The sequence below is a fragment of the Bradyrhizobium sp. BRP56 genome (assembly GCF_020194035.1).
Classification (GTDB): Bacteria; Pseudomonadota; Alphaproteobacteria; order Rhizobiales; family Xanthobacteraceae; genus Bradyrhizobium; species Bradyrhizobium australafricanum.
In genome coordinates this window covers 41796-61546 of record NZ_JADYVV010000018.1, presented here as the reverse complement: position 1 = coordinate 61546, position 19751 = coordinate 41796, and the positions used below count along the sequence as shown (strand labels likewise).

The 19751-nt window shown below is 63.3% G+C and carries 18 protein-coding genes; 12 read left to right on the top strand and 6 right to left on the bottom strand.

Features of this window, described 5'->3' with window-relative positions; all coding sequences use genetic code 11:
• Position 1: 1 nt before the first annotated feature.
• The 7 genes from I6F38_RS15250 to I6F38_RS15220 all read left to right on the top strand — a co-directional run bounded on the left by I6F38_RS15250 (position 2) and on the right by I6F38_RS15220 (position 9320).
• Entirely contained in the window at positions 2 to 1024 is a 1023-nt protein-coding gene (locus I6F38_RS15250; RefSeq protein ID WP_225160917.1) for a branched-chain amino acid ABC transporter permease, read from the top strand.
• A gap of 29 nt (positions 1025 to 1053) precedes the next feature.
• Positions 1054 to 2283 carry an ABC transporter substrate-binding protein gene (locus I6F38_RS15245; protein WP_225160916.1) on the top strand — a complete coding sequence of 410 codons (1230 nt, stop codon included), beginning with the start codon at positions 1054 to 1056 and terminating at the stop codon, positions 2281 to 2283.
• Positions 2284 to 2401: 118 nt separating this feature from the next.
• A complete protein-coding gene (locus tag I6F38_RS15240; RefSeq protein ID WP_092085374.1) occupies positions 2402 to 3628 on the top strand; it encodes an ABC transporter substrate-binding protein in 1227 nt (408 codons plus the stop codon).
• 280 nt (positions 3629 to 3908) lie between these two features.
• Positions 3909 to 5135 carry an ABC transporter substrate-binding protein gene (locus I6F38_RS15235; protein ID WP_225160915.1) on the top strand — a complete coding sequence of 409 codons (1227 nt, stop codon included), beginning with the start codon at positions 3909 to 3911 and terminating at the stop codon, positions 5133 to 5135.
• 155 nt (positions 5136 to 5290) lie between these two features.
• A complete protein-coding gene (locus I6F38_RS15230) occupies positions 5291 to 6517 on the top strand; it encodes an ABC transporter substrate-binding protein (RefSeq protein WP_225160914.1) in 1227 nt (408 codons plus the stop codon).
• Between the two features lie 264 nt (positions 6518 to 6781).
• Positions 6782 to 8014: an ABC transporter substrate-binding protein gene (locus I6F38_RS15225; RefSeq protein ID WP_225160913.1), complete on the top strand. Its 1233-nt coding sequence runs from the start codon at positions 6782 to 6784 to the stop codon at positions 8012 to 8014.
• A 22-nt stretch (positions 8015 to 8036) separates the two neighbouring features.
• Positions 8037 to 9320, top strand: coding sequence for a glycerate kinase (locus tag I6F38_RS15220; RefSeq protein WP_225160912.1), 1284 nt, complete (start codon positions 8037 to 8039; stop codon positions 9318 to 9320).
• Here the strand turns inward: I6F38_RS15220 and I6F38_RS15215 are convergent.
• Positions 9317 to 9742, bottom strand: a complete 426-nt coding sequence (locus I6F38_RS15215) for a GNAT family N-acetyltransferase (RefSeq protein WP_225160911.1) — start codon at positions 9740 to 9742, stop codon at positions 9317 to 9319. The genes I6F38_RS15220 and I6F38_RS15215 overlap by 4 nt on opposite strands.
• On the bottom strand, positions 9663 to 10571 hold the full coding sequence (locus I6F38_RS15210; protein WP_225160910.1) for a hypothetical protein: 909 nt from the start codon (positions 10569 to 10571) through the stop codon (positions 9663 to 9665). The genes I6F38_RS15215 and I6F38_RS15210 overlap by 80 nt, the downstream gene beginning before the upstream one ends.
• 189 nt (positions 10572 to 10760) lie before the next feature.
• On the opposite strand from I6F38_RS15210, the gene I6F38_RS15205 reads away from it, so the two are divergent.
• Positions 10761 to 11486: an adenosylhopane nucleosidase gene (locus I6F38_RS15205; protein ID WP_225160909.1), complete on the top strand. Its 726-nt coding sequence runs from the start codon at positions 10761 to 10763 to the stop codon at positions 11484 to 11486.
• Between the two features lie 150 nt (positions 11487 to 11636).
• On the opposite strand, the gene I6F38_RS15200 is transcribed toward I6F38_RS15205, so the two are convergent.
• The gene (locus I6F38_RS15200) at positions 11637 to 12806 is read right to left on the bottom strand and encodes a saccharopine dehydrogenase NADP-binding domain-containing protein (RefSeq protein WP_225160908.1); all 1170 of its coding nucleotides are present in this window, start codon (positions 12804 to 12806) and stop codon (positions 11637 to 11639) included.
• A 313-nt stretch (positions 12807 to 13119) separates the two neighbouring features.
• On the opposite strand from I6F38_RS15200, the gene I6F38_RS15195 reads away from it, so the two are divergent.
• Complete coding sequence (locus tag I6F38_RS15195) at positions 13120 to 13605, top strand: adenosine-specific kinase (protein ID WP_076832491.1); 486 nt, start codon at positions 13120 to 13122, stop codon at positions 13603 to 13605.
• A 90-nt stretch (positions 13606 to 13695) separates the two neighbouring features.
• Here the strand turns inward: I6F38_RS15195 and I6F38_RS15190 are convergent, their stop codons facing one another.
• Positions 13696 to 14214 (bottom strand): MarR family transcriptional regulator, encoded by a 519-nt coding sequence (locus I6F38_RS15190; protein WP_225160907.1) that lies wholly within the window; start codon positions 14212 to 14214, stop codon positions 13696 to 13698.
• A 179-nt stretch (positions 14215 to 14393) separates the two neighbouring features.
• Between I6F38_RS15190 and I6F38_RS15185 the strand changes: the two genes are divergently transcribed.
• From I6F38_RS15185 to I6F38_RS15175, 3 genes are read left to right on the top strand one after another with little or no spacing between them, the layout of a single operon-like run.
• Entirely contained in the window at positions 14394 to 15434 is a 1041-nt protein-coding gene (locus I6F38_RS15185) for a branched-chain amino acid ABC transporter permease (RefSeq protein WP_028336532.1), read from the top strand.
• A gap of 5 nt (positions 15435 to 15439) precedes the next feature.
• The gene (locus tag I6F38_RS15180) at positions 15440 to 17209 is read left to right on the top strand and encodes a branched-chain amino acid ABC transporter ATP-binding protein/permease (RefSeq protein ID WP_225160906.1); all 1770 of its coding nucleotides are present in this window, start codon (positions 15440 to 15442) and stop codon (positions 17207 to 17209) included.
• Positions 17206 to 17937: an ABC transporter ATP-binding protein gene (locus tag I6F38_RS15175; protein WP_057016004.1), complete on the top strand. Its 732-nt coding sequence runs from the start codon at positions 17206 to 17208 to the stop codon at positions 17935 to 17937. The genes I6F38_RS15180 and I6F38_RS15175 overlap by 4 nt, the downstream gene beginning before the upstream one ends.
• Before the next feature lie 81 nt (positions 17938 to 18018).
• Here I6F38_RS15175 and I6F38_RS15170 read toward each other — a convergent pair whose 3' ends face one another.
• Positions 18019 to 19170, bottom strand: a complete 1152-nt coding sequence (locus tag I6F38_RS15170) for an ABC transporter substrate-binding protein (protein WP_092085353.1) — start codon at positions 19168 to 19170, stop codon at positions 18019 to 18021.
• A 146-nt stretch (positions 19171 to 19316) separates the two neighbouring features.
• Entirely contained in the window at positions 19317 to 19736 is a 420-nt protein-coding gene (locus I6F38_RS15165; protein WP_225160905.1) for a thioesterase family protein, read from the bottom strand.
• Positions 19737 to 19751: the final 15 nt, after the last annotated feature.

Sequence of the window (19751 nt, the reverse complement as noted above, 5' to 3'; positions counted from 1 at the left end):
CATGAGCGCCGCTGAAGAAGTCGAAGTCGTCACCGAAGGCCAGGCCGTCGAGGCCGTTCCCAAGCGCGCCATGACGCTGGGCTACGGCACCTCGCTCGTCGTGCTCGCCGCGCTGATCCTGATCCCGCTGTTCGTCAAGAACTTCATCATCTTCCAGATGACGATGCTTCTGATCTACGGCCTCGCGGTGCTGGCGCTCAACATCCTGACCGGTGGCTCCGGCCAGTTCTCGCTCGGCCAGAGCGCATTCTACGCCGTCGGCGCCTACACCTCGGCGATCCTGATGGAGCATGCGGGCATGAATTATGCCCTCACGCTGCCGATCGCCGGCATCGTCTGCTTCGGCTTCGGCTTCCTGTTCGGCCAGCCGGCGCTGCGGCTTTCCGGCGTCTATCTGGCGCTCGCGACCTTTGCGCTAGCCACCGCGATGCCGCAGATTCTGAAGCTGGGCTATTTCGAGCACTGGACCGGCGGCGTGCAGGGTCTCGTGGTCACCAAGCCGGATGCGCCGTTCGGCCTGCCGATGGGGCAGGACATGTGGCTGTATTACTTCACGCTGGTGGTCACGATCGCGATCTATATCGCCTCGGTGAACCTGCTGCGCTCGCGCTCCGGCCGCGCCTTCATGGCGATCCGCGACAACGAGATCGCGGCCTCCGCGATGGGCGTCGACGTCGCGCTGTACAAGACGCTGGCGTTCGGCGTCTCGGCCGGCATCACCGGCGTTGCCGGCGGTCTCGGCGCCATCGCGGTGCAGTTCGTGGCACCCGACGGCTACACCATCCAGCTCGCGATCTCGCTGTTCCTCGGCATGGTGGTCGGCGGCGTCGGCTGGCTGCCCGGCTCGATCGTAGGCTCCGCCTTCATCATCTTCGTGCCCAACATCGCCGAGGGTATTTCGAAGGGCCTTTCGGGCGCGGTGTTCGGCGTGCTGCTGTTCCTCGTCATCTTCCTCGTGCCGCACGGCGCCAGGCAGGTCGCGATCGTTGCCCAGCAACTGGCCGCAAAGTTCAAGAAAAACTGACAGCCTATAGAAGCAAACCAGGAGATATTATGCTTTCTACCGTTCGGATCGCCGCGATTTCCGCGGCGATCATCGCTGTTGCCGCGACGTCCACGACCGCATTCGCCCAAAAGAAATACGACACCGGCGCAAGCGATACCGAGATCAAGGTCGGCAACATCATCCCCTATTCGGGACCAGCCTCCGCCTACGGCGTGATCGGCAAGACCGAAGAAGCCTACTTCAAGATGATCAACGATCGCGGCGGCATCAACGGCCGCAAGGTCAATTTCGTCAGCTATGACGACGCCTACTCGCCGCCGAAGGCGGTCGAGCAGGTGCGCAAGCTGGTCGAGAGCGACGAGGTGTTGCTCGTCTTCAACCCGCTCGGCACCCCGTCCAACACCGCGATCCAGAAATACCTGAATTCCAAGAAGATCCCGCAGCTGTTCGTCGCGACGGGCGCCACCAAGTGGAACGACCCGAAGAACTTCCCGTGGACCATGGGCTGGCAGCCGAGCTACCAGAGCGAAGCGCAGATCTACGCCAAGTGGCTGATGAAGGAGAAGCCCGACGCCAAGATCGCGATCCTCTATCAGAACGACGATTTCGGCAAAGACTACCTCAAGGGCACCAAGGACGGCTTTGGCGCCAAGGCGGCCTCCAGCATCATCATGGAGGAGAGCTATGAGATTTCGGAGCCGTCGATCGACGGCCACATCGTCAAGATCAAGGCCGCCAATCCCGACGTGCTGCTGATCTACACCACGCCGAAGTTCGGCGCGCAGACCATCAAGAAGACCGCCGAGCTCGGCTGGAAGCCGCTGCAGATCATCACCAACGTGTCGGCCTCGGTCGGCAGCGTGATGCAGCCGGCCGGCTTCGACAACGCGCAGGGCGTGCTGTCGGCGGCCTACGCCAAGGACGGTGCCGACGCACAGTGGAACAACGACCCCGGCATGAAGAAGTGGGCCGAGTTTCTCGACAAGTACATGCCGGGCGCCGACAAGACCGACGGCGGCTACGTGTACGGCTATGGCGCCGCACAGACGCTCGCCAAGGTGCTCGAAATGTGCGGCGACGATCTCACCCGCGCCAACGTCATGAAGCAGGCGGCGAGCCTGAAGGACTTTACGCCTGACACCCTGCTGCCCGGCGTCAAGATCAACACCTCGGCCACCGACTTCGCCCCGATCGCCCAGCTGCAGATGCAGCGCTTCAAGGGGCAGAAGTGGGAACTGTTCGGTGACATCATTTCCGGCGACGTCCCCTCCGAGTGACGTTGCACTGCGGGAATAAAACAACAGCCTCCGCGATATCCGTCGCGGGGGCTTTTTGTTGACGCCCCGCGCCGATGGTATTGAATACTCCAAACAAAGAACCCGAGGTGGGGAAACCATGACTGCCGCACGTCCGTCCCTGACGGCGCTGTTGTCCGCATTCGCTCTGATCCTGACGAGCTGCAATGTCGCGCTGGCGCAGAAGAAATACGACACCGGGGCCAGCGACACCGAGATCAAGATCGGCAACACCATGCCCTACAGCGGCCCCGCCTCGGCCTATGGCACGATCGGCAAGACCGAGGCCGCCTACTTCAGGATGATCAACGATGCCGGCGGCATCCACGGCCGCAAGATCAAGTTCATCTCCTACGATGATGGCTACTCGCCGCCCAAGACGGTGGAGCAGGCGCGCAAGCTGGTCGAGAACGACGAAGTGCTGCTGCTGTTCGGCTCGGTCGGGACCGCGACCAATGCGGCGATCCGAAAATACATGAACGAGAAGCAGGTGCCGCAGCTGTTCATCGCCTCCGGTGCCTCGAAGTGGAACGACCCGAAAGATTATCCGTGGACCATGGGCTGGCAGCCGTCCTACCAGGACGAGGCGCGGGTCTACGCAAAATACATCATGAAGCACAAGCCCGACGCCAAGGTCGCCGTGCTCTACCAGAACGACGATTTCGGCAAGGACTACCTCAAGGGCTTGAAGGACGCCTTCGGCGACAAGGCATCGATGATCGTCGCCGAGGAGGCCTACGAGACATCCGAGCCCACGATCGACAGCCACATCGTCAAGCTGAAGGCCACCGGTGCCGACACCTTCGTCAGCATCACGACGCCGAAATTCGCGGCACAGGCGATCAAGAAGGCCGCCGAGATCGCGTGGACGCCGTTGCAGATCGTCGCCAATGTCTCGGCGTCGGTCGGCGGCGTGATGCAGCCGGCGGGCTTCGAGAATTCGCAGGGTATCCTATCGGCATCCTATCTCAAGGACGGCGCCGATCCGCAGTGGGACAAGGATCCCGGCATGGAGAAATTCCTCGCCTTCCTCAAGAAGAATTATCCCGACGCCAACAAGCTCGACGGCGCCACCTCGTTCGGCTACGCCGCCGCACAGACCATGGTGAAGGTGCTGGAGATGTGCGGTGACGACCTCACCCGCGCCAATGTCATGAAGCAGGCCGCAAGCCTGAAGGATTTCGTCCCCGGCACGCTGCTGCCGGGCATCAGCATCAACACCTCGGCCACCGATTTCGCACCGATCAAGCAACTGCGCCTGATGCGGTTCAAGGGCGAAAAGTGGGAGCTGTTCGGGGACATCATTTCGAGCAATCTGAGCAACTGATCGACACGTCGGTCTGTTCGATCCGCGCGCTCAACTCAACGGTGTCGCTTTACTCGTCCGCAATCTCTGCGGTTGGCTCCACGCACACGCGAACGCGTTGGCGGATTTTTGAGCAGCGGCCCGCCTTGAGGGTGGTCGACTAAAGACGCAGCCCCTGCGGCAATGCCCCAGGGGCTTTTCATTGAGACACCCCAGGTAAGATGATAGTTTTTACGACCAATAATGAGCCCTCGAAACAGGGGGCCGCGACACATCATCGGCAATCAGGGAGAGAAACGGCATGTCTGCAATACGACAATTGACGGCATTTGCTGCTGCGCTTGCGCTCGTCGCCGCATCCGGCAGCGCTGCGCTTGCCCAGAAGAAATACGACACCGGCGCCAGCGACACCGAGATCAAGATCGGCAACATCATGCCCTATAGCGGAGCGGCCTCAGCCTATGGCGTGATCGGCAAGACCGAGGAGGCCTATTTCCGCAAGATCAACGCCGAGGGCGGCATCAACGGCCGCAAGATCACCTTCATCAGCTACGACGACGCTTACACTCCGCCGAAGACGGTCGAGCAGGCGCGCAAGCTCGTCGAGAGCGACGAGGTACTGCTGATCTTCAATTCGCTTGGCACGCCGCCGAACTCGGCGATCCAAAAATACATGAACCAGAAGAAGGTGCCGCAACTGTTCGTCGCCACCGGCGCCACCAAGTGGAACGACCCGCAGAATTTCCCCTGGACGATGGGCTGGCAGCCCAACTACCAGAGCGAGTCCATCATCTATGCGAAGTACATCCTGAAGAACAAGCCGGACGCCAAAATCGCGGTGCTCTACCAGAACGACGACTACGGCAAGGACTATCTGAAGGGATTCAAGGACGGGCTCGGCGCCAAGGCCGCGTCGATGATCGTCGCCGAGGACAGCTATGAGGTGACGGAGCCGACCATCGACTCCCACATCGTCAGGCTCAAGGCCTCCGGCGCCGACGTATTCTTCAACATCACGACGCCGAAGTTCGCCGCGCAGGCGATCAAGAAGAATGCCGAGCTCGGCTGGAAGCCGCTGCACTTCCTCAACAACGTCTCCGGATCGATCGGCAGCGTGATCAAGCCCGCGGGCTTCGAGAACGCCCAGGACATCGTCTCGTCGCAATATTTCAAGGACCCGACCGACGCGCAGTGGAAGACCGACCAGGCGATGATCGCCTGGAACGAATTCCTCGATAAGTACTATCCGGAAGCGAACCGGGCCGATGCCTCCGTGATGTACGCCTATATCGTCTCGCAGGGCCTGGTCCACGTGCTCAAGGCCTGCGGCGACAATCTGACCCGCGAGAACATCATGAAGCAGGCGGCCAGCATTCGCGATTACGAGCCCGGCGGCCTGCTGCCCGGCGTTAAGGTCAACACCTCGGCGACCGATTTCGCGCCGCTTTCGCAACTGCAATTGATCCGCTTCAAGGGCGAGACCTGGGAGCGCTTTGGCGAAGTCTTGAGCGCCGACGTCGGCGGTTAGGCCGGGAAGGTCGACCAAAGATACCGCCCCTGCGGCGTTTGCCGCAGGGGCTTCTCATTGAGACGAACCGCCTAAAATGATAATCACTGCAGCCAAATAAAGAGCTCTCCAAGCAAGAGGGCCGAGACACATGACAAACAGGGAGAGAGACATAGATGTCCGCTACCAAAAAACTTGCGGTCCTCGGGGCCGCGCTCGCGCTCGTCGCGACATCCGGCAGCGCTGCGCTTGCCCAGAAGAAATACGACACCGGCGCCAGCGATACCGAGATCAAGATCGGCAACATCATGCCCTACAGCGGCCCGGCGTCCGCCTATGGCGTCATCGGCCGCACCGAGGCCGCCTATTTCAAGAAAGTCAACGACGCCGGCGGCATCAATGGCCGCAAGATCAACTTCATCTCCTACGATGACGCCTACTCGCCGCCGAAGGCCGTGGAACAGGCCCGCAAGCTGGTCGAGAGCGACGAGGTGCTGCTGATCTTCAATTCGCTCGGCACGCCATCGAACTCGGCGATCCAGAAATACATGAACTCCAAAAAGGTGCCGCAGTTGTTCGTCGCCACCGGCGCCACCAAGTGGAACGACCCGAAGGACTTTCCCTGGACGATGGGCTGGCAGCCCAACTACCAGAGCGAGACCCAGATCTACGCAAAATACATCCTGAAGAACATGCCGAACGCCAAGATCGCGGTGCTCTACCAGAATGACGATTACGGCAAGGACTATCTGAAGGGCCTGAAGGACGGGCTTGGCCAGAAGGCCGCCAGCATGATCGTCGCGGAAGAAAGCTTCGAGACGTCCCAGCCGACCATCGACAGCAACATCGTCAAGCTGAAGGCGAGCAACGCGGACGTCTTCATCGACATCGCGACGCCGAAATTCGCAGCCCAGGCGATCAAGAAAGTCGCCGAGATCGGCTGGAAGCCGATCCACTTCCTCAACAACGTGTCAGCCTCGGTCGGCAGCGTGATCAAACCGGCCGGCTTCGAGAACGCGCAGGACATCATCTCCGCCGCCTATCTGAAGGACGCCTCCGACAAGCAATGGGACAATGACCCCGGCATGAAGGAGTTCTACGCCTTCATGGCCAAGGACTTCCCCGAAGGCGACAAGCTCGACGGCGGCACCGTGGTCGGCTTCGGCGTCGCGCAGACGCTGGTCCAGGTGCTGAAGCAGTGCGGCGACAACCTCACCCGCGAGAACATCATGAAGCAGGCCGCAAGCCTGAAGGACTTCCGCACCGAAGTGCTGCTGCCTGGCGTCAAGATCAACACCGCGGCGAACGATTTCGCGCCGATCAGCCAGCTGCAGCTGATGAAGTTCAAGGGCGAGAAATGGGAACTGTTCGGCGAGGTCATCAGCGCCGATGTCGGCGGCTGATTTCCCGCCGCCTCCCGACCGGGAATGGCCCCCTGCGATACCGTCGCAGGGGGCTTTTTGTTGGCGCGTTTTCGAACGAAGCGGGTACCGGTTCGCGCGAAAAAAACGCGTCGGAAACCGAAATTTATAGCCATGGCCTGCTCGCAGGCCGGCCCGGCAATGCCCGCTTACACTTTGCCCGGCAATACGCTAGGTAAACCGGCAAGACCCCCGACAAGAAACCGGCGCCCTTGCGCGGCGGCAACAACAAGGAGATTTCGGGAAATGCCGATGCCGATCCGACACCGTGTCGCAACCGCCCTGCTCGGCCTCGCCGTCGCCGCCGCGACCGGCAGTGCCGCGTGGGCGCAGAAGAAATACGACACCGGTGCGAGCGACACCGAGATCAAGATCGGCAACATCGTGCCCTATAGCGGCCCGGCGTCGGCCTATGGCGTGGTCGGCAAGGCGATGGCCGCGGTGTTCAAGAAGGTCAACGACGACGGCGGCATCAACGGGCGCAAGATCACTTTCGTCTCCTATGACGACGCCTACTCGCCGCCGAAGGCCGTCGAGCAGGCCCGCAAGCTGGTCGAGAGCGACGAGGTGCTGTTCCTGTTCGGCACGCTCGGCACCGCCTCCAACACCGCGATCCAGAAATATCTCAACGCCAAGAAGGTGCCGCAGCTGTTCGTCGCCACCGGCGCGACCAAGTGGAACGATCCGAAGGCCTTCCCATGGACCATGGGCTGGCTGCCCAGCTATCAGAGCGAGTCGCGAATCTACGCGAAATATCTGCTCAAGGAGAAGCCCGCCACCAAGGTCGCGGTGCTCTACCAGAACGACGACATGGGCAAGGACTACCTCAAGGGCCTGGAAGACGGCTTCGCCAGCGATCCCGCGCGCGTCGTCGCCAAGGAGAGCTATGAAGTCGCCGAGCCGACGATCGATTCCCATGTGGTGCGGCTGAAATCCTCAAATCCCGACGTCATCGTCTTCTTCACCACGCCGAAATTCGGCGCCCAGGCGATCAAGAAGCTCGGCGAGATGAACTGGAAGCCGGTGACCATCGTCTCCAACGTCTCGGCTTCCACCGCGACCGTGATGCGTCCGGCCGGCCTCGACAATGCGCAGGGCGTGATCTCGGCCGCCTACGCCAAGGACGCCAGCGATCCGCAATGGAAGGACGACGCCGGCATGAAGGCGTTCGACGAACTGCTCGCCAAATACATGCCCGACACCAACCGCGTCGATGCCTCGGCGATGACCGGCTACAACATGGCGACCACGATGGTCGAGGTGCTGCGCCGCTGCGGTGACGACCTCACCCGCGCCAATGTGATGAAGCAGGCGGCGAGCCTGAAGCAATTCGCGCAGGGCGGCCTGCTGCCCGGCGTGACGCTGTCGACCGGGCCTGCCGACTTCCAGCCGATCGAACAGCTCCAGCTGATGCAGTTCAAGGGCGAGCGCTGGCAATTGTTCGGCGACGTCATCAGCGGCGAAGTCGGCGGACACTGACCGCGTTACATAAGGCACAGCCATGACCGACCGTCGTTCTTTCCTGCGTTCGATCTTCGATGCCGCTGTGGCGGCTGCGCATCCCGATGTCGTGCTGGCGTCGCGGCTGCGGCCGGTGCCGAAGGGACGGGTGATCTGTCTCTGCGCAGGCAAGGGCGCCGCGGCGATGGCCGCGGCGGCCGAGCGGCATTATCTCGACGCGCTCGAGCTCGATCCGTCGCGGCTAGTCGGCATCGCCACCACCCGCCACGGCCATGGCGTGTCGACCCGCCGCATCAAGGTGGTCGAGGCCGGCCACCCGGTGCCCGACGAGGCCGGGCTCAAGGCGGCGGACGACACGCTGCAGCTCGCCGCGACAGCGACCCCGGACGATCTCCTGCTGGTGCTTTTGACCGGCGGCGGTTCAGCGAACTGGATCGCGCCGGTCGACGGCGTGAGCTTTACCCAGAAGCAGCAGGTCAACCGCGCGCTGCTGCGCTCCGGCGCGCCGATCGGCGAGATGAACACCGTGCGCAAGCATCTGTCGCGGATCAAGGGCGGACGGCTGGCGCGCGCCGGCCAGTACGCCGCCGAGATCGTCACGCTGGCGATTTCCGACGTGCCGCATGACGATCCCTCCGCGATCGCCTCGGGGCCGACGGTGCCGGATCCGACCACGCTGGCGGATGCCCGCGCGCTGGTCGCCAAATACAATCTCTCCATCGACGACGCGGTCCGCCGCGCGCTCGACGATCCCGCGAACGAAAGCTGCAAGCCCGGCGATGCCGCTTTCGCACGGGCGACATTCGAACTGCTGGCAAAGCCGAAGGCCTCGATCGACGCCGCGGTGAAGGTCGCGCAGCACGCCGGCTACGAGACCATCGCGCTCGGCGCCGATCTCGAAGGCGAAGCCCGCGAGATCGCGGCCGCGCATGCGCGGCTTGCGCTGAAGGCGCGCAGCGAAGGCAAGCGGGTCGCGATCATCTCCGGCGGCGAGCTCACGGTGACGGTGCGCGGCAATGGCCGCGGCGGCCCCAACCAGGAATACGCGCTGGCGCTGGCCGGTCTGTTGAAGGATACGCCCGACGTCGCGGCGCTGGCCGCCGATACCGACGGCGCCGACGGCGGCGCCGGAAGCGCGACCGACCCGGCCGGCGCCGTGATCGACCAGGCGACATTCGCGAAGATGAAATCGATCGGCCTCGATCCGAAGGCCTATCTCGAGAACAACGATGCGACGGGGTTCTTCGCCCAGACCGGGGATTTGTTGCTGACCGGCCCCACGCTGACCAACGTCAATGACGTGCGGGTGATTTTGGTGGATTAGGCCGTATCCTCGACGGACCCAAGGCCAGTCTCGGGCTGCGCCCAAAGCTCCTGATAGTTACGAAACTTCGCAAGCGTCTCGTCATATCGCGTCGGCGCGAGCACCGGCAAAATGCGCTTCAACACTGAGTTGATCGGCGCGGAGGTGTGCCGAACGTATAAATCGATCGGATCAAGCAAGTGCCTCAGATGCAGCTTTGGATCATAGTTCAGCCCGCTGCTGCGAAACCATTTGTACCCGTTGGCGATTGCCCAGCTCACCATGTCGCGAAACACATAATGATAGAGGTGCAGGTCTAAGGCGACATCGTAGTCGAGACCTATGTACTCCGCATAGATCGCGTCACCATGTACCATGCATGCGGCAAACGCGACGATCCGCTCGTTCTGACGCCAGAGGAAGAAGCGGACCTTGTCCCCCATCCGCCGCCCCCAAGTCGCAGAAGTATTGTTCCGTCAGCTTCTCGAAGTGCCGTTTCGAACGCTGATAGACTTGGAAATACAATGGATGGATCTGCGCAATCACCGGCGTCGCGTCGTTGACGACGTTCATCTCGACGGATGGAGAGGCCCGCGCTGTCGCCTCAAACTTCTTGCGGAGTTTCTTGCGGGTTGCGCTGTTGAGCGCATGATTCATATAGTCATCGAAATTGGCGTAATCGATGCAAAGCCTGGTCATGGGCAGGCTGGGGATGCGGGTGAAGCCGTGAGCGATCAAGCAGTCGAGGATAGGTCGGTATCGCGCCGGAAACTCCTTGAGCACGATCAGCCGCGCCCCGAGCCTGCGAGCATGTATTGCAATCGTTGAGGCCAGCAGTTCCGCGCAGCCTCGATGGCAGGCCTCGTCCCCGTCAAGATGACCTTCCCCTGCGACGCACCCGACCATGAGCGCACGGGCGCGCATCAAACCTGGCCACATCCGGCGAATGGCGTCGATGAGTACGCCAAACCGCGGGCTCGCACCGGCCAGCAAATCCAGGTCCATTAGGAAGAATGGCTGTACGGCACAAACCTGATCAACCGCATCTTTGATGAGGAAATACCGGTAATCGAACTCGGGATGAAGGGTATCCTCGACCAACTCATAGTATCGATGATCCTTGCGCTCGCTCGCGAAGGCAAACTGCCAGCGCGGACAATGCTCCAAATCCTTCCGCACGATGACTTGGAGATGCGGCGGACATTGCGTCGGCTCGCGTCTCGTGAGGTCGCCGATTTGGCTCGTCAAGCGCGCTGTTTTAGCTTCCGGCACGATCTCACGCTCGCCACGGATCCCGGCCCTAGGTCAGCATTTATCACGGCGCCAAAACAAAGCAGCTAACATATCCGTCAGAAACTAACTCGTTAGTCATTTGCGATTTGGCGTTGGAGCAGAACACTCCTGATACGACCCGCATGCGCGGACACCCGCCGTCCAGCGCGGCATCCGGGGAGCGGACTCATGGCAGCGGTGATTGGAGTCACGGGACTTGCATTTGAGGCGCGGATCGCTGCAGACCTGCATACGCAGGCGATCTGCAGTGGCGATGGCAGCACGCTCGCGGAGTCTCTCGCGTCGGCAATTGCTGAGGATTGCTACGGTCTCATCAGCTTTGGCGTCGCGGGCGGCCTTTCGCCCCACCTCCCGGCAGGCGCATGCGTCGTAGCATCGACGATCGTTTCGGAAACGATTCAGCTCTTCACTGATCGGGACTGGTCGCAAGCCTTGCTTCGACTCATCCCCGGTTCGATTTATGGCCCTATTGCTGGTGTGACCACGGACGCTATGCATCCAGAAGCGAAGCGCTCGCTGCATATGAGTACAGGCGCGCTGGCGGTCGATAACGAATCCCATGTGGCGGCGAGTGTCGCTGCGGCGCGCGGCCTCCCTATGACTGCCGTCCGCGTGATCATGGATCCGGCCGGTCGGCAGCTTCCTGCCGCCGCCCTGTCCGCAGTGCGTGCAAACGGAACGATCGATCTCGCCGCGCTGGTCCGTGCGACAATGAAACAGCCGAGCGAGTTACCGATGCTGCTTCGGACCAGTCTCGACGCACTGTCCGGATTTGCGGCGCTGCTTCGCTGCCGTCAATTGCTTGGCCCTGGATTAGGGCTGCCTTCCTTGCAAGCAGAAGAGTCGGAGCCAAGCTCAAGTATCGTAGCGGAAGATCGTATGATCGCCCTCTAGAGCGTTTTCGAGCGAAGTGGGCACCGGTTCGCGTGAAGAAAACGCGTCAAAACAAGAATCTAGAGCTTCGGTTCTGATTCAATCAGAACCGAAAATGCTCTAGTCGCTTTTTTAGCCGAACGGGCTGCTATACCTGCCGACTGCGTGACCTCAACGCGCACTGAAGGTGAGGCCGGCGCGCTCCTTTAGACGCTTGCGCAAGGCCGGCCCCATCAGCGCGCCCGGCGTCCAGATGCCGCCCTCGCCCTGCACATCGCGCACGACGCAGAGAGCGCTTTCGGTGATCATCTTGCTGGTCGAGCCATAGCCCGGATCGCGGTCGCCGGTGACAACGGCTTCGACCCGTCCGCCATCCGGCACCTCGCCCAGAAAGAAGATGTCGTAGAAGCCCCTCTCGCGCGCTTCCCGGGTCGGGCCTGCGCCGCGTTTGAGACCGCCGGTCCCGAACAAGGACACCACCGTGGCGAACGTCTCCGTCGTCACGCTCGCGATGTCCCCAAGTCCCGGCGCCACCATCATCTCGTCATAAACGAAGTCCCTGCCGTAGGGATGGCCCAACAGGAAGTTCGTGCGGTGCACGTTCTTGGTGTTGATCGGCGCCATCGGGAACGGCACGAGCCACGCGTGCATGCTCGTGTCATATTCAGGGACGAGGCCCGACGGCTGAGACGGCCCAGTGAAGCCCGGCGTCAACGCGAAGGGATCGGTCAGCAGCCGGATCAGGGCCGGGTCGCGTGCCGCGGCGGCCAGCGTCGCCTGAGCGCTCGCCGCGGTGCCGCCAGACATGCCACCCCTCACCTTGCGTAGACGGGCCTTCACCCGCCGCGCCGGGCGTCCGAATTTCTCGCGCGCCTTCTCCTGCAACGTGAGCACACCGAGATCGAACGGGATGGAATCGAAGCCACAGGAGAAGACGATGCGCGCGCCGGTCCGTTTTGCCTCTTCGTGATGGGCGTCGATCATACCCCGCATCCAGCCCGGTTCGCCGCAAAGATCAACATAGGCCGTGCCGGTGGCCGCGCATGCCGCCACTAGCTCGGGACCGTGAAGCTGATAGGGCCCGACCGTGGTGACGACCACGGTCGCGCGCTCGCACATCGAACGCAGGCTGGCCGGCTCGGCGGCATCTGCCTTCACCAACGGCAAATCGTCCGGTGCGCCGATGTCGGCACGCACTTTCTGGAGTTTGTCGGTCGAGCGTCCCGCAATTGCCCAGGACGGAGCATCGTCGCCGCGATAGGATTTCGCCAGATATTCGGCGATGAGACCCCCGGTGTAACCCGTCGCGCCATAGACGATGAGGTCGAAGTCCCGCTTCACGGCGTTGATCCTCCTCAAGCCCCCGGAAGCACTCCCGTCAGATCCGTTAGCAACGCTCGGTAGCTTCGCGGCCATTTGCGAGGGGCCGGGCAACATACGGGCCATCGCGCTTGACGGAGGATACCACAATTGCCGCCCTTCGGCGCGCAACCTCCCGGCGATTTCCGGTCCCCCTTGAGAGCCGTCGTGAGTACGGACGCTGGTCGGCGTGAGCCGAAGCAGACAGCCGGCACATTTGAGCGCCTGTGGCCGCTTGCAAACGCCCTCCGACGGCCTACCATGGATTGGGGAGTTCGCGTGCAGGAGCGAAGCCATGGAACTCACCGTGGTGCCCATCGTCAAGCCGGATGAGACCAACTTCATCTTCGGCCAGTCGCATTTCATCAAGACCGTGGAAGACCTTCACGAAGCGCTGGTGGGCACGGTTCCGCGCATCCGCTTCGGGTTGGCTTTCTGCGAGGCCTCCGGCAAGCGGTTGGTGCGCTGCTCCGGTAACGACGACGCCTCGCTCGCCCTGGCACGCGACAACGCATTGGCGATCGGCGCCGGTCACACCTTCCTGATTTTCCTCGGCGACGGGTTCTTTCCCGTCAACGTGCTGCCGGCGGTGCGCGCAGTGCCGGAGGTCTGCCGCATCTATTGCTCGACGGCCAATCCAACACAGGTGATCGTCGCGCAGACGGAGCTCGGGCGCGGCGTGCTCGGCGTGGTGGATGGCGCCTCGCCGCTGGGTGTCGAAACCGACGCCGACATTGCGTGGCGGAAGGATCTGCTGCGGAACATCGGCTACAAGCTTTAGACCGCGATGGTTCGCCGCCTGGCGACGCCCGCATGCCGGATATGTGTCAACCCAACGCGTCATTGCGAGCGGACGGGCCGTCGCGCTCTCTCAAAACTCCTGCGCGAGCTTCGCCAGCATCTCCAGCAGCGCGGCGTGGTTGGCTGGACCGAGCACCTCGATCAGCCGCGCCTCGTGCTTGTTGGCGACCAGCTTCTTGGCGCGTGCCAGCACGGCGCGGCCCTTGTCGGTCAGGACGAGGATGTGGGAACGGCGGTCGTTGGTGGAGCGCATCCGCGCGCAAAGGTCGCGGCTCTCCAGCGCGTCGAGCATCGCGACGAAATTCGGCCTGAGGATCCCGAGCGTGTTGGCGATCTCGGTCTGGTTGCGGCCCGGATTCTTGTCGAGCAGAAGCAGCACCGAGAACTGCGCCGGCGTCAGCTGCAGCGGCGCGACGCAGCGCAGGAAGTCCTCGAATACCCTGAGCTGCGCGCGCTTCAACGAATAGCCGAGCAATCCGGACAGTTCGCCCAGTTGCAGCATGCTATCGTCCCCGGCAGAATCGGTCGGTTCCCTGCGCAGGGCCCGCGACGAACGGAGGGCATCGGTGGCGGTCTTGGAAACAGTCATCGCTCCAGGCTCGCAATCCCGGTACAAGAATCCCGCACGACACTCGGGGACCTTGAGATTATATCTAATAATTGTTATGGACTATATCAAATGTCGGCAGCTTTCAACAGCCGATATCGGCCGACCTGACCGGCACGACCGGTTGAGGCGGTCCGACGCTTGAGGGGGAGCGCTCGGCCTTGAACACAACGATCATGCTGTTCCTGCTGCAGGACGGCATCACCAATGGCGCGATCTACGCACTGCTGGGGCTGGCCCTGGTGCTGGTGTTCGCGGTCACGCGGGTGATCCTGATCCCGCAGGGCGAATTCGTCACCTACGGCGCGCTGAGCTACGCCATGCTGGCGACCGGCCAGGTGCCCGGCACAGCGCGGCTTGCGGTCGCGATGGGCCTCGTCGCCTTCGCCCTCGACCTGTTCTTCGCCCGCAACGCGCTGCATGCGCGGCTGGTGATCCGCTCGGTCGCGCTCAACATCGCCTTTCCCGTCGCGCTGCTCGGTCTGATTTACGCGCTGGTCGGTCCCGGCACGCCGATCGCCGTCAACATCGCGCTCGCGCTCCTGATCGTGGCGGCGATCGGGCTGTTCCTCTACCGCATCGCGTTCCAGCCGATCGCGCACACCTCCGTGCTGGTGCTGCTGATCGCCTCGGTCGGCTGCCATCTGGCGCTACAGGGCCTCGGCCTGGTGTTCTTCGGCGCCGAAGGCCTGCGCGCGCCTGCGCTGTCGAATGCCGCAGTGACCGCCGGCCCGCTGCGCTTCACCGGGCAGAGCCTTGCGGTCTACGGCCTGACGATCGGCTTCATCGTCGCCCTGTGGCTGTTCTTCGGCTACACCAAGACCGGCAAGGCGCTGCGCGCCACCGCGGTCAACCGCCTCGGCGCCCGCCTGGTCGGCATCCGCACCACGCTGTCCGGCCAGATCGCGTTCCTGCTCGCCTCCGTCATCGGCGCGATCTCCGGCATCCTGATCGTGCCGATCACGACGCTCTATTACGACACCGGTTTCCTGATCGGCCTGAAGGGCTTCATCGCCGCCATCATCGGCGGCCTGGTCAGCTATCCCCTGACCGCGGTCGCCGCCATCGTGGTCGGCATCGTCGAGGCCTTCTCATCGTTCTACGCCAGCAATTTCAAGGAAGTCATCGTGTTCACGCTGATCCTCCCCGTGCTCGTGTTGCGCTCGCTCGCGGCGCCCGAGGTCGAAGAAGAGAAGGATTGAGCGCGATGGCGCAGCGCCTTCCCCTCATCATCTTCGCGCTCGTGATGGCGGTGATTCCGCTTGTCCCGGGCATCCCGCCGTTCTGGATCGTGCTGCTCGACAATATCGGCCTCGCCGCGCTGGTCGCGATGGGCCTCGTGCTGCTCACCGGCGTCGGCGGCCTGACCTCGTTCGGCCAGGCCGCGTTCTGCGGGTTCGGCGCCTACACCACGGCGGTGCTGACCACCGCCCACGGCGTCTCGCCCTGGCTGACGCTGCCGGCTTCGCTCTTGGTCAGCGGCATCGCCGCCGTGCTGCTCGGCATCGTCACGGTACGGCTATCCGGCCATTATCTGCCGCTCGGCACCATCGCCTGGGGCATCGGGCTGTTCTATCTGTTCAGCAAGCTCGAATTCCTCGGCCGCAACGACGGCATCTCCGGCATTCCCCCGCTGTCGATCGGCTCGTTCAAGATGCTGAGCCCGGATGCGATCTACTACGCGATCTGGGTCGCGGTGCTGCTGTCCGCGCTGCTCACCATGAACCTCTTGGACTCCCGCACCGGGCGCGCGATCCGCGCCTTGCGGCGCGGCCATGTTGCGGCGGAAGCGTTCGGCGTGCAGACGCCCCGCGCCAAGCTGTTGGTGTTCATCTATGCCGCGGTGCTGGCCGGCCTGTCCGGCTGGCTCTATGCGCATTTCCAGCGCGCCGCCAACCCAACGCCGTTCGGCGCGCAGGCCGGCATCGAGTATCTGTTCATCGCCGTGGTCGGCGGCGCCGGCTACGTCTGGGGCGGCGTGCTCGGCGCCGGCATCGTCGTGATCCTCAAGGAGGTGCTGCAGAGCTACCTGCCCTACATCTTCGGCGGCCAGAGCCAGCTCGAGACCATCGTGTTCGGCATCATGCTGGTGCTGCTGCTGCAGCTCGCGCCCCAGGGCGTCTGGCCCTGGCTGATGTCGCGGCTGCCGTTCAAGCCCGCCCGCAAGACCCCGGACACGTCCGTGAAGCTGGAGCACCGCGAACGGGCGCCAGGAACGTCTCCGATCCTTCTGCACATCGACAAGGCGCGCAAGCAGTTCGGCGGCGTGCTCGCGGTCAACGACGTCTCGTTCGACGTCAACGCCCGCGAGATCGTCGCGCTGATCGGCCCGAACGGCGCCGGCAAGAGCACGACCTTCAATTTGATCACCGGTGTCCTGACCGCAACCAGCGGCAAGATCTCCGTGCTCGGCAACGAGGTCGCGAACGCTCCACCGCAGGAGGTGGTCAAGCTGGGTGTTTCCAGGACTTTTCAGCACGTCAAGCTGGTGCCCGACATGACCGTGCTGGAGAATGTCGCGATCGGCGCGCATCTGCGCGGCAATTCCGGCGCGATCTCCAGCATGCTGCGGCTCGACCGCGCCGATGAGGCGAGGCTGCTGGCGGAAGCCGCGCGGCAGATCGCGCGCGTCGGCCTGTCAGACCAGATCGACCAGCTGGCGGGCTCGCTGTCGCTCGGACAGCAGCGCATCGTCGAGATCGCCCGCGCGCTGTGCGTCGATCCGATGCTGCTGCTGCTCGATGAGCCGGCCGCCGGCCTGCGCCACATGGAGAAGCAGCGGCTCGCCGCGCTGCTCCGGCAATTGCGCGACGGCGGCATGTCGGTGCTGCTGGTCGAGCACGACATGGGGTTCGTGATGGATCTCGCCGACCGCATCGTAGTGCTGGATTTCGGCACCAAGATCGCCGAGGGCACGCCGGCGGCGATCAAGCGCAATCCCGACGTGATCAAGGCCTATCTCGGAGCCGCCGCATGAGTGCGCTGCTATCGGTGACCGACGTCCACATCTCCTACGGCAAGGTCGAGGCGGTGCGCGGCGTTTCGCTCGACGTCGCCCAGAACGAGATCGTCACCATCATCGGCGCCAACGGCGCCGGCAAGACCACCTTGCTCAACGCCATCATGGGCGTGCTGCCGCTGAAGGGTCGCACCAGCTTCGCCGGCGTCGACATGGCGCCGCTCGATATCGAGGACCGCGTCGCCACCGGCCTCAGCCTGGTGCCCGAGCATCGCGAATTGTTCGGCACCATGAATGTCGAGGACAATCTCGAGCTCGGCGCCTTCCGGATTGCGAAGGCCGTCGCGGCGGCGTCGCTGGAGCGGGTCTACACGCTGTTTCCGCGGCTCAAGGAGCGGCGCAAGCAGCTTGCCGGCACGCTGTCCGGCGGCGAGCAGCAGATGCTGGCGATGGGCCGCGCGCTGATGGGCGCGCCGAAGCTCTTGATGCTGGACGAGCCGAGCCTCGGCCTCGCCCCGATCATCGTCGCCGACATCTTCCGCATCGTCGGCGAGCTCCGCGCCGCCGGCGTCTCGGTGCTGCTGGTCGAGCAGAACGCCCAAGCCGCATTGCAGATCGCCGACCGCGCCTATGTCATGGAGCTCGGCGAGTTCGTGCTGTCAGGCCCCGCGACGGAGATCGCCGCCAACAAGGGCGTCGCCGCGAGCTATCTCGGCTTCCAGCACGAAGGCGAGAGTGCGATTTAGGCGCCGTCACCCTTACTTCACTGATGAAAAAGCCGGCCCTTTATCGGGACCGGCTTCTTCGTTTCATAGATTGCGTCCAGCTTACATCGCCGGGACGTATTTGCCGTCCTTGACCGTCAGCAGGATACGCGAACGGTCGTCGAGGCCGTAGCGATCCTTTTCGGTCCAGTTGTAGACGCCCTGGGTCGCGACGATCTCCTTCTCGGAGATGAAGGCCTTGCGGATCGCCTCGCGGAATTCCGGCGTGCCGGGCTTGGCGGTCTTCAGCGCCACCGGGATGATGCGCTTCATCACCTCGAAGGCATCGTACGAGTGGCCGGCGAACTGGCTGCGGCTGTTGGCGCCGTACTTGGCTTCATAGGCCGTATTCAGCGCGAGGCCGGGCTTCTTGGTCAGCGCGCTGTCGGGCTGGGTTTCCGGCGACATGATCGGGCCGGCCGACATGATGACGCCTTCCGCGGCCGCACCGGCGATGCGGATGAAGTCCATGCTGGCGGCGCCGTGGGTCTGGTAGATCAGACCCTTGTAGCCGCGCTCGCGCAGCGCGGTCTGCGGCAGCGCCGCGGCGGTGCCGGAAGCACCGACGAGGATGGCATCGGGATTGGCGGCGACGAGCTTCAGCACCTGGCCCGCGACCGAGGTATCCGGACGCGCGAAGCGCTCCTCGTCGGTCATGGTCAGGCCCATCGGCACGGCCTGCGCCTTGAAGTCGTTGACCCAGAGATCGCCGTAGGAATCCGAATAGCCGATATAGCCGACGGTCTTGATGTTGTGCGCCTTCATGTGCTCGTAGAGCACCTTGCCCATGATCGGAATCGACTGCGGCAGGTCGACCGACCACTTCATGCGCGCCTCGTTGATCGGGAACGGCGCGAGGCCGAAATGCGGGATGCCGGCCTCGTTGGCGACCGTCGACACCGCGATCGACGGCGGCGTGGTGCAGGAGCCCATGATGATGTCGGCCTTGGACTCGGTGACGAAGCGCCGCGCGTTGGTGGTCGCGGCCGTCGGATCGCCACCGTCGTCGAGCACGATCAGCTTCAGCGGTACGCCGCCGATCTCCTTCGGCACGAAATCGAGCGCGTTGCGCTCGGGAATGCCGAGCGCCGCGGCGGGCCCCGTGGTCGAGATCGAGATGCCGATGGTGATTTCATTGGTCTGCGCCAGTGCGGGCGCGCCCGGCAGCGCGATGGCTGCTGCGAGCGCCGCGGCGACGAGAGTGGCCTTCCTCATTCATTCCTCCCTGCAGTTAAGTTTTTTGGGTTTAAACCGGTTTTGCGGGCCAATTCAGCCCCTTCTTTAGAGCATGATCCGGAAAAGTGGAAACCGGTTTTCCGAGAGGATCATGCTCCGAAAGTCGAGCCATGAAGGGGTGCAAGTCAGCCCTTCATGAAGCGGTCAATGATCTCCTGCGGAAACGGTGCCGATTTCAGCTTGGCGGGATCGTCCGGGTGGCGGCCGACCAGCACCCTGGTCTCGAACGCCTCGATCGCCAACGCCTCGCCCTTGAACACGCGGTGCGCCACCTCGAAGCTCGAGCGCTTGATGCTCTCGACCTGGCTCTCGATGGTAATCCAGTCGCCATGGGTCGACGGGATGTGGAATTTCGCCCGCGTGTCGACCATGGGAATGCCGACCAGGCCGTATTTGTGGACGAGGTCCTGCTTCGAATAGCCGGCGGCCTCGAACATGATCGAGGTTGAGTCGTCGAACATCGCGAAGTAGCGCGGGTAGTAGACGATGTTGGCGGGGTCGCAATCGCCCCATTGGATCTGCACGTCGCGCCGATTGACGAACATGGTTATCCTCGATCG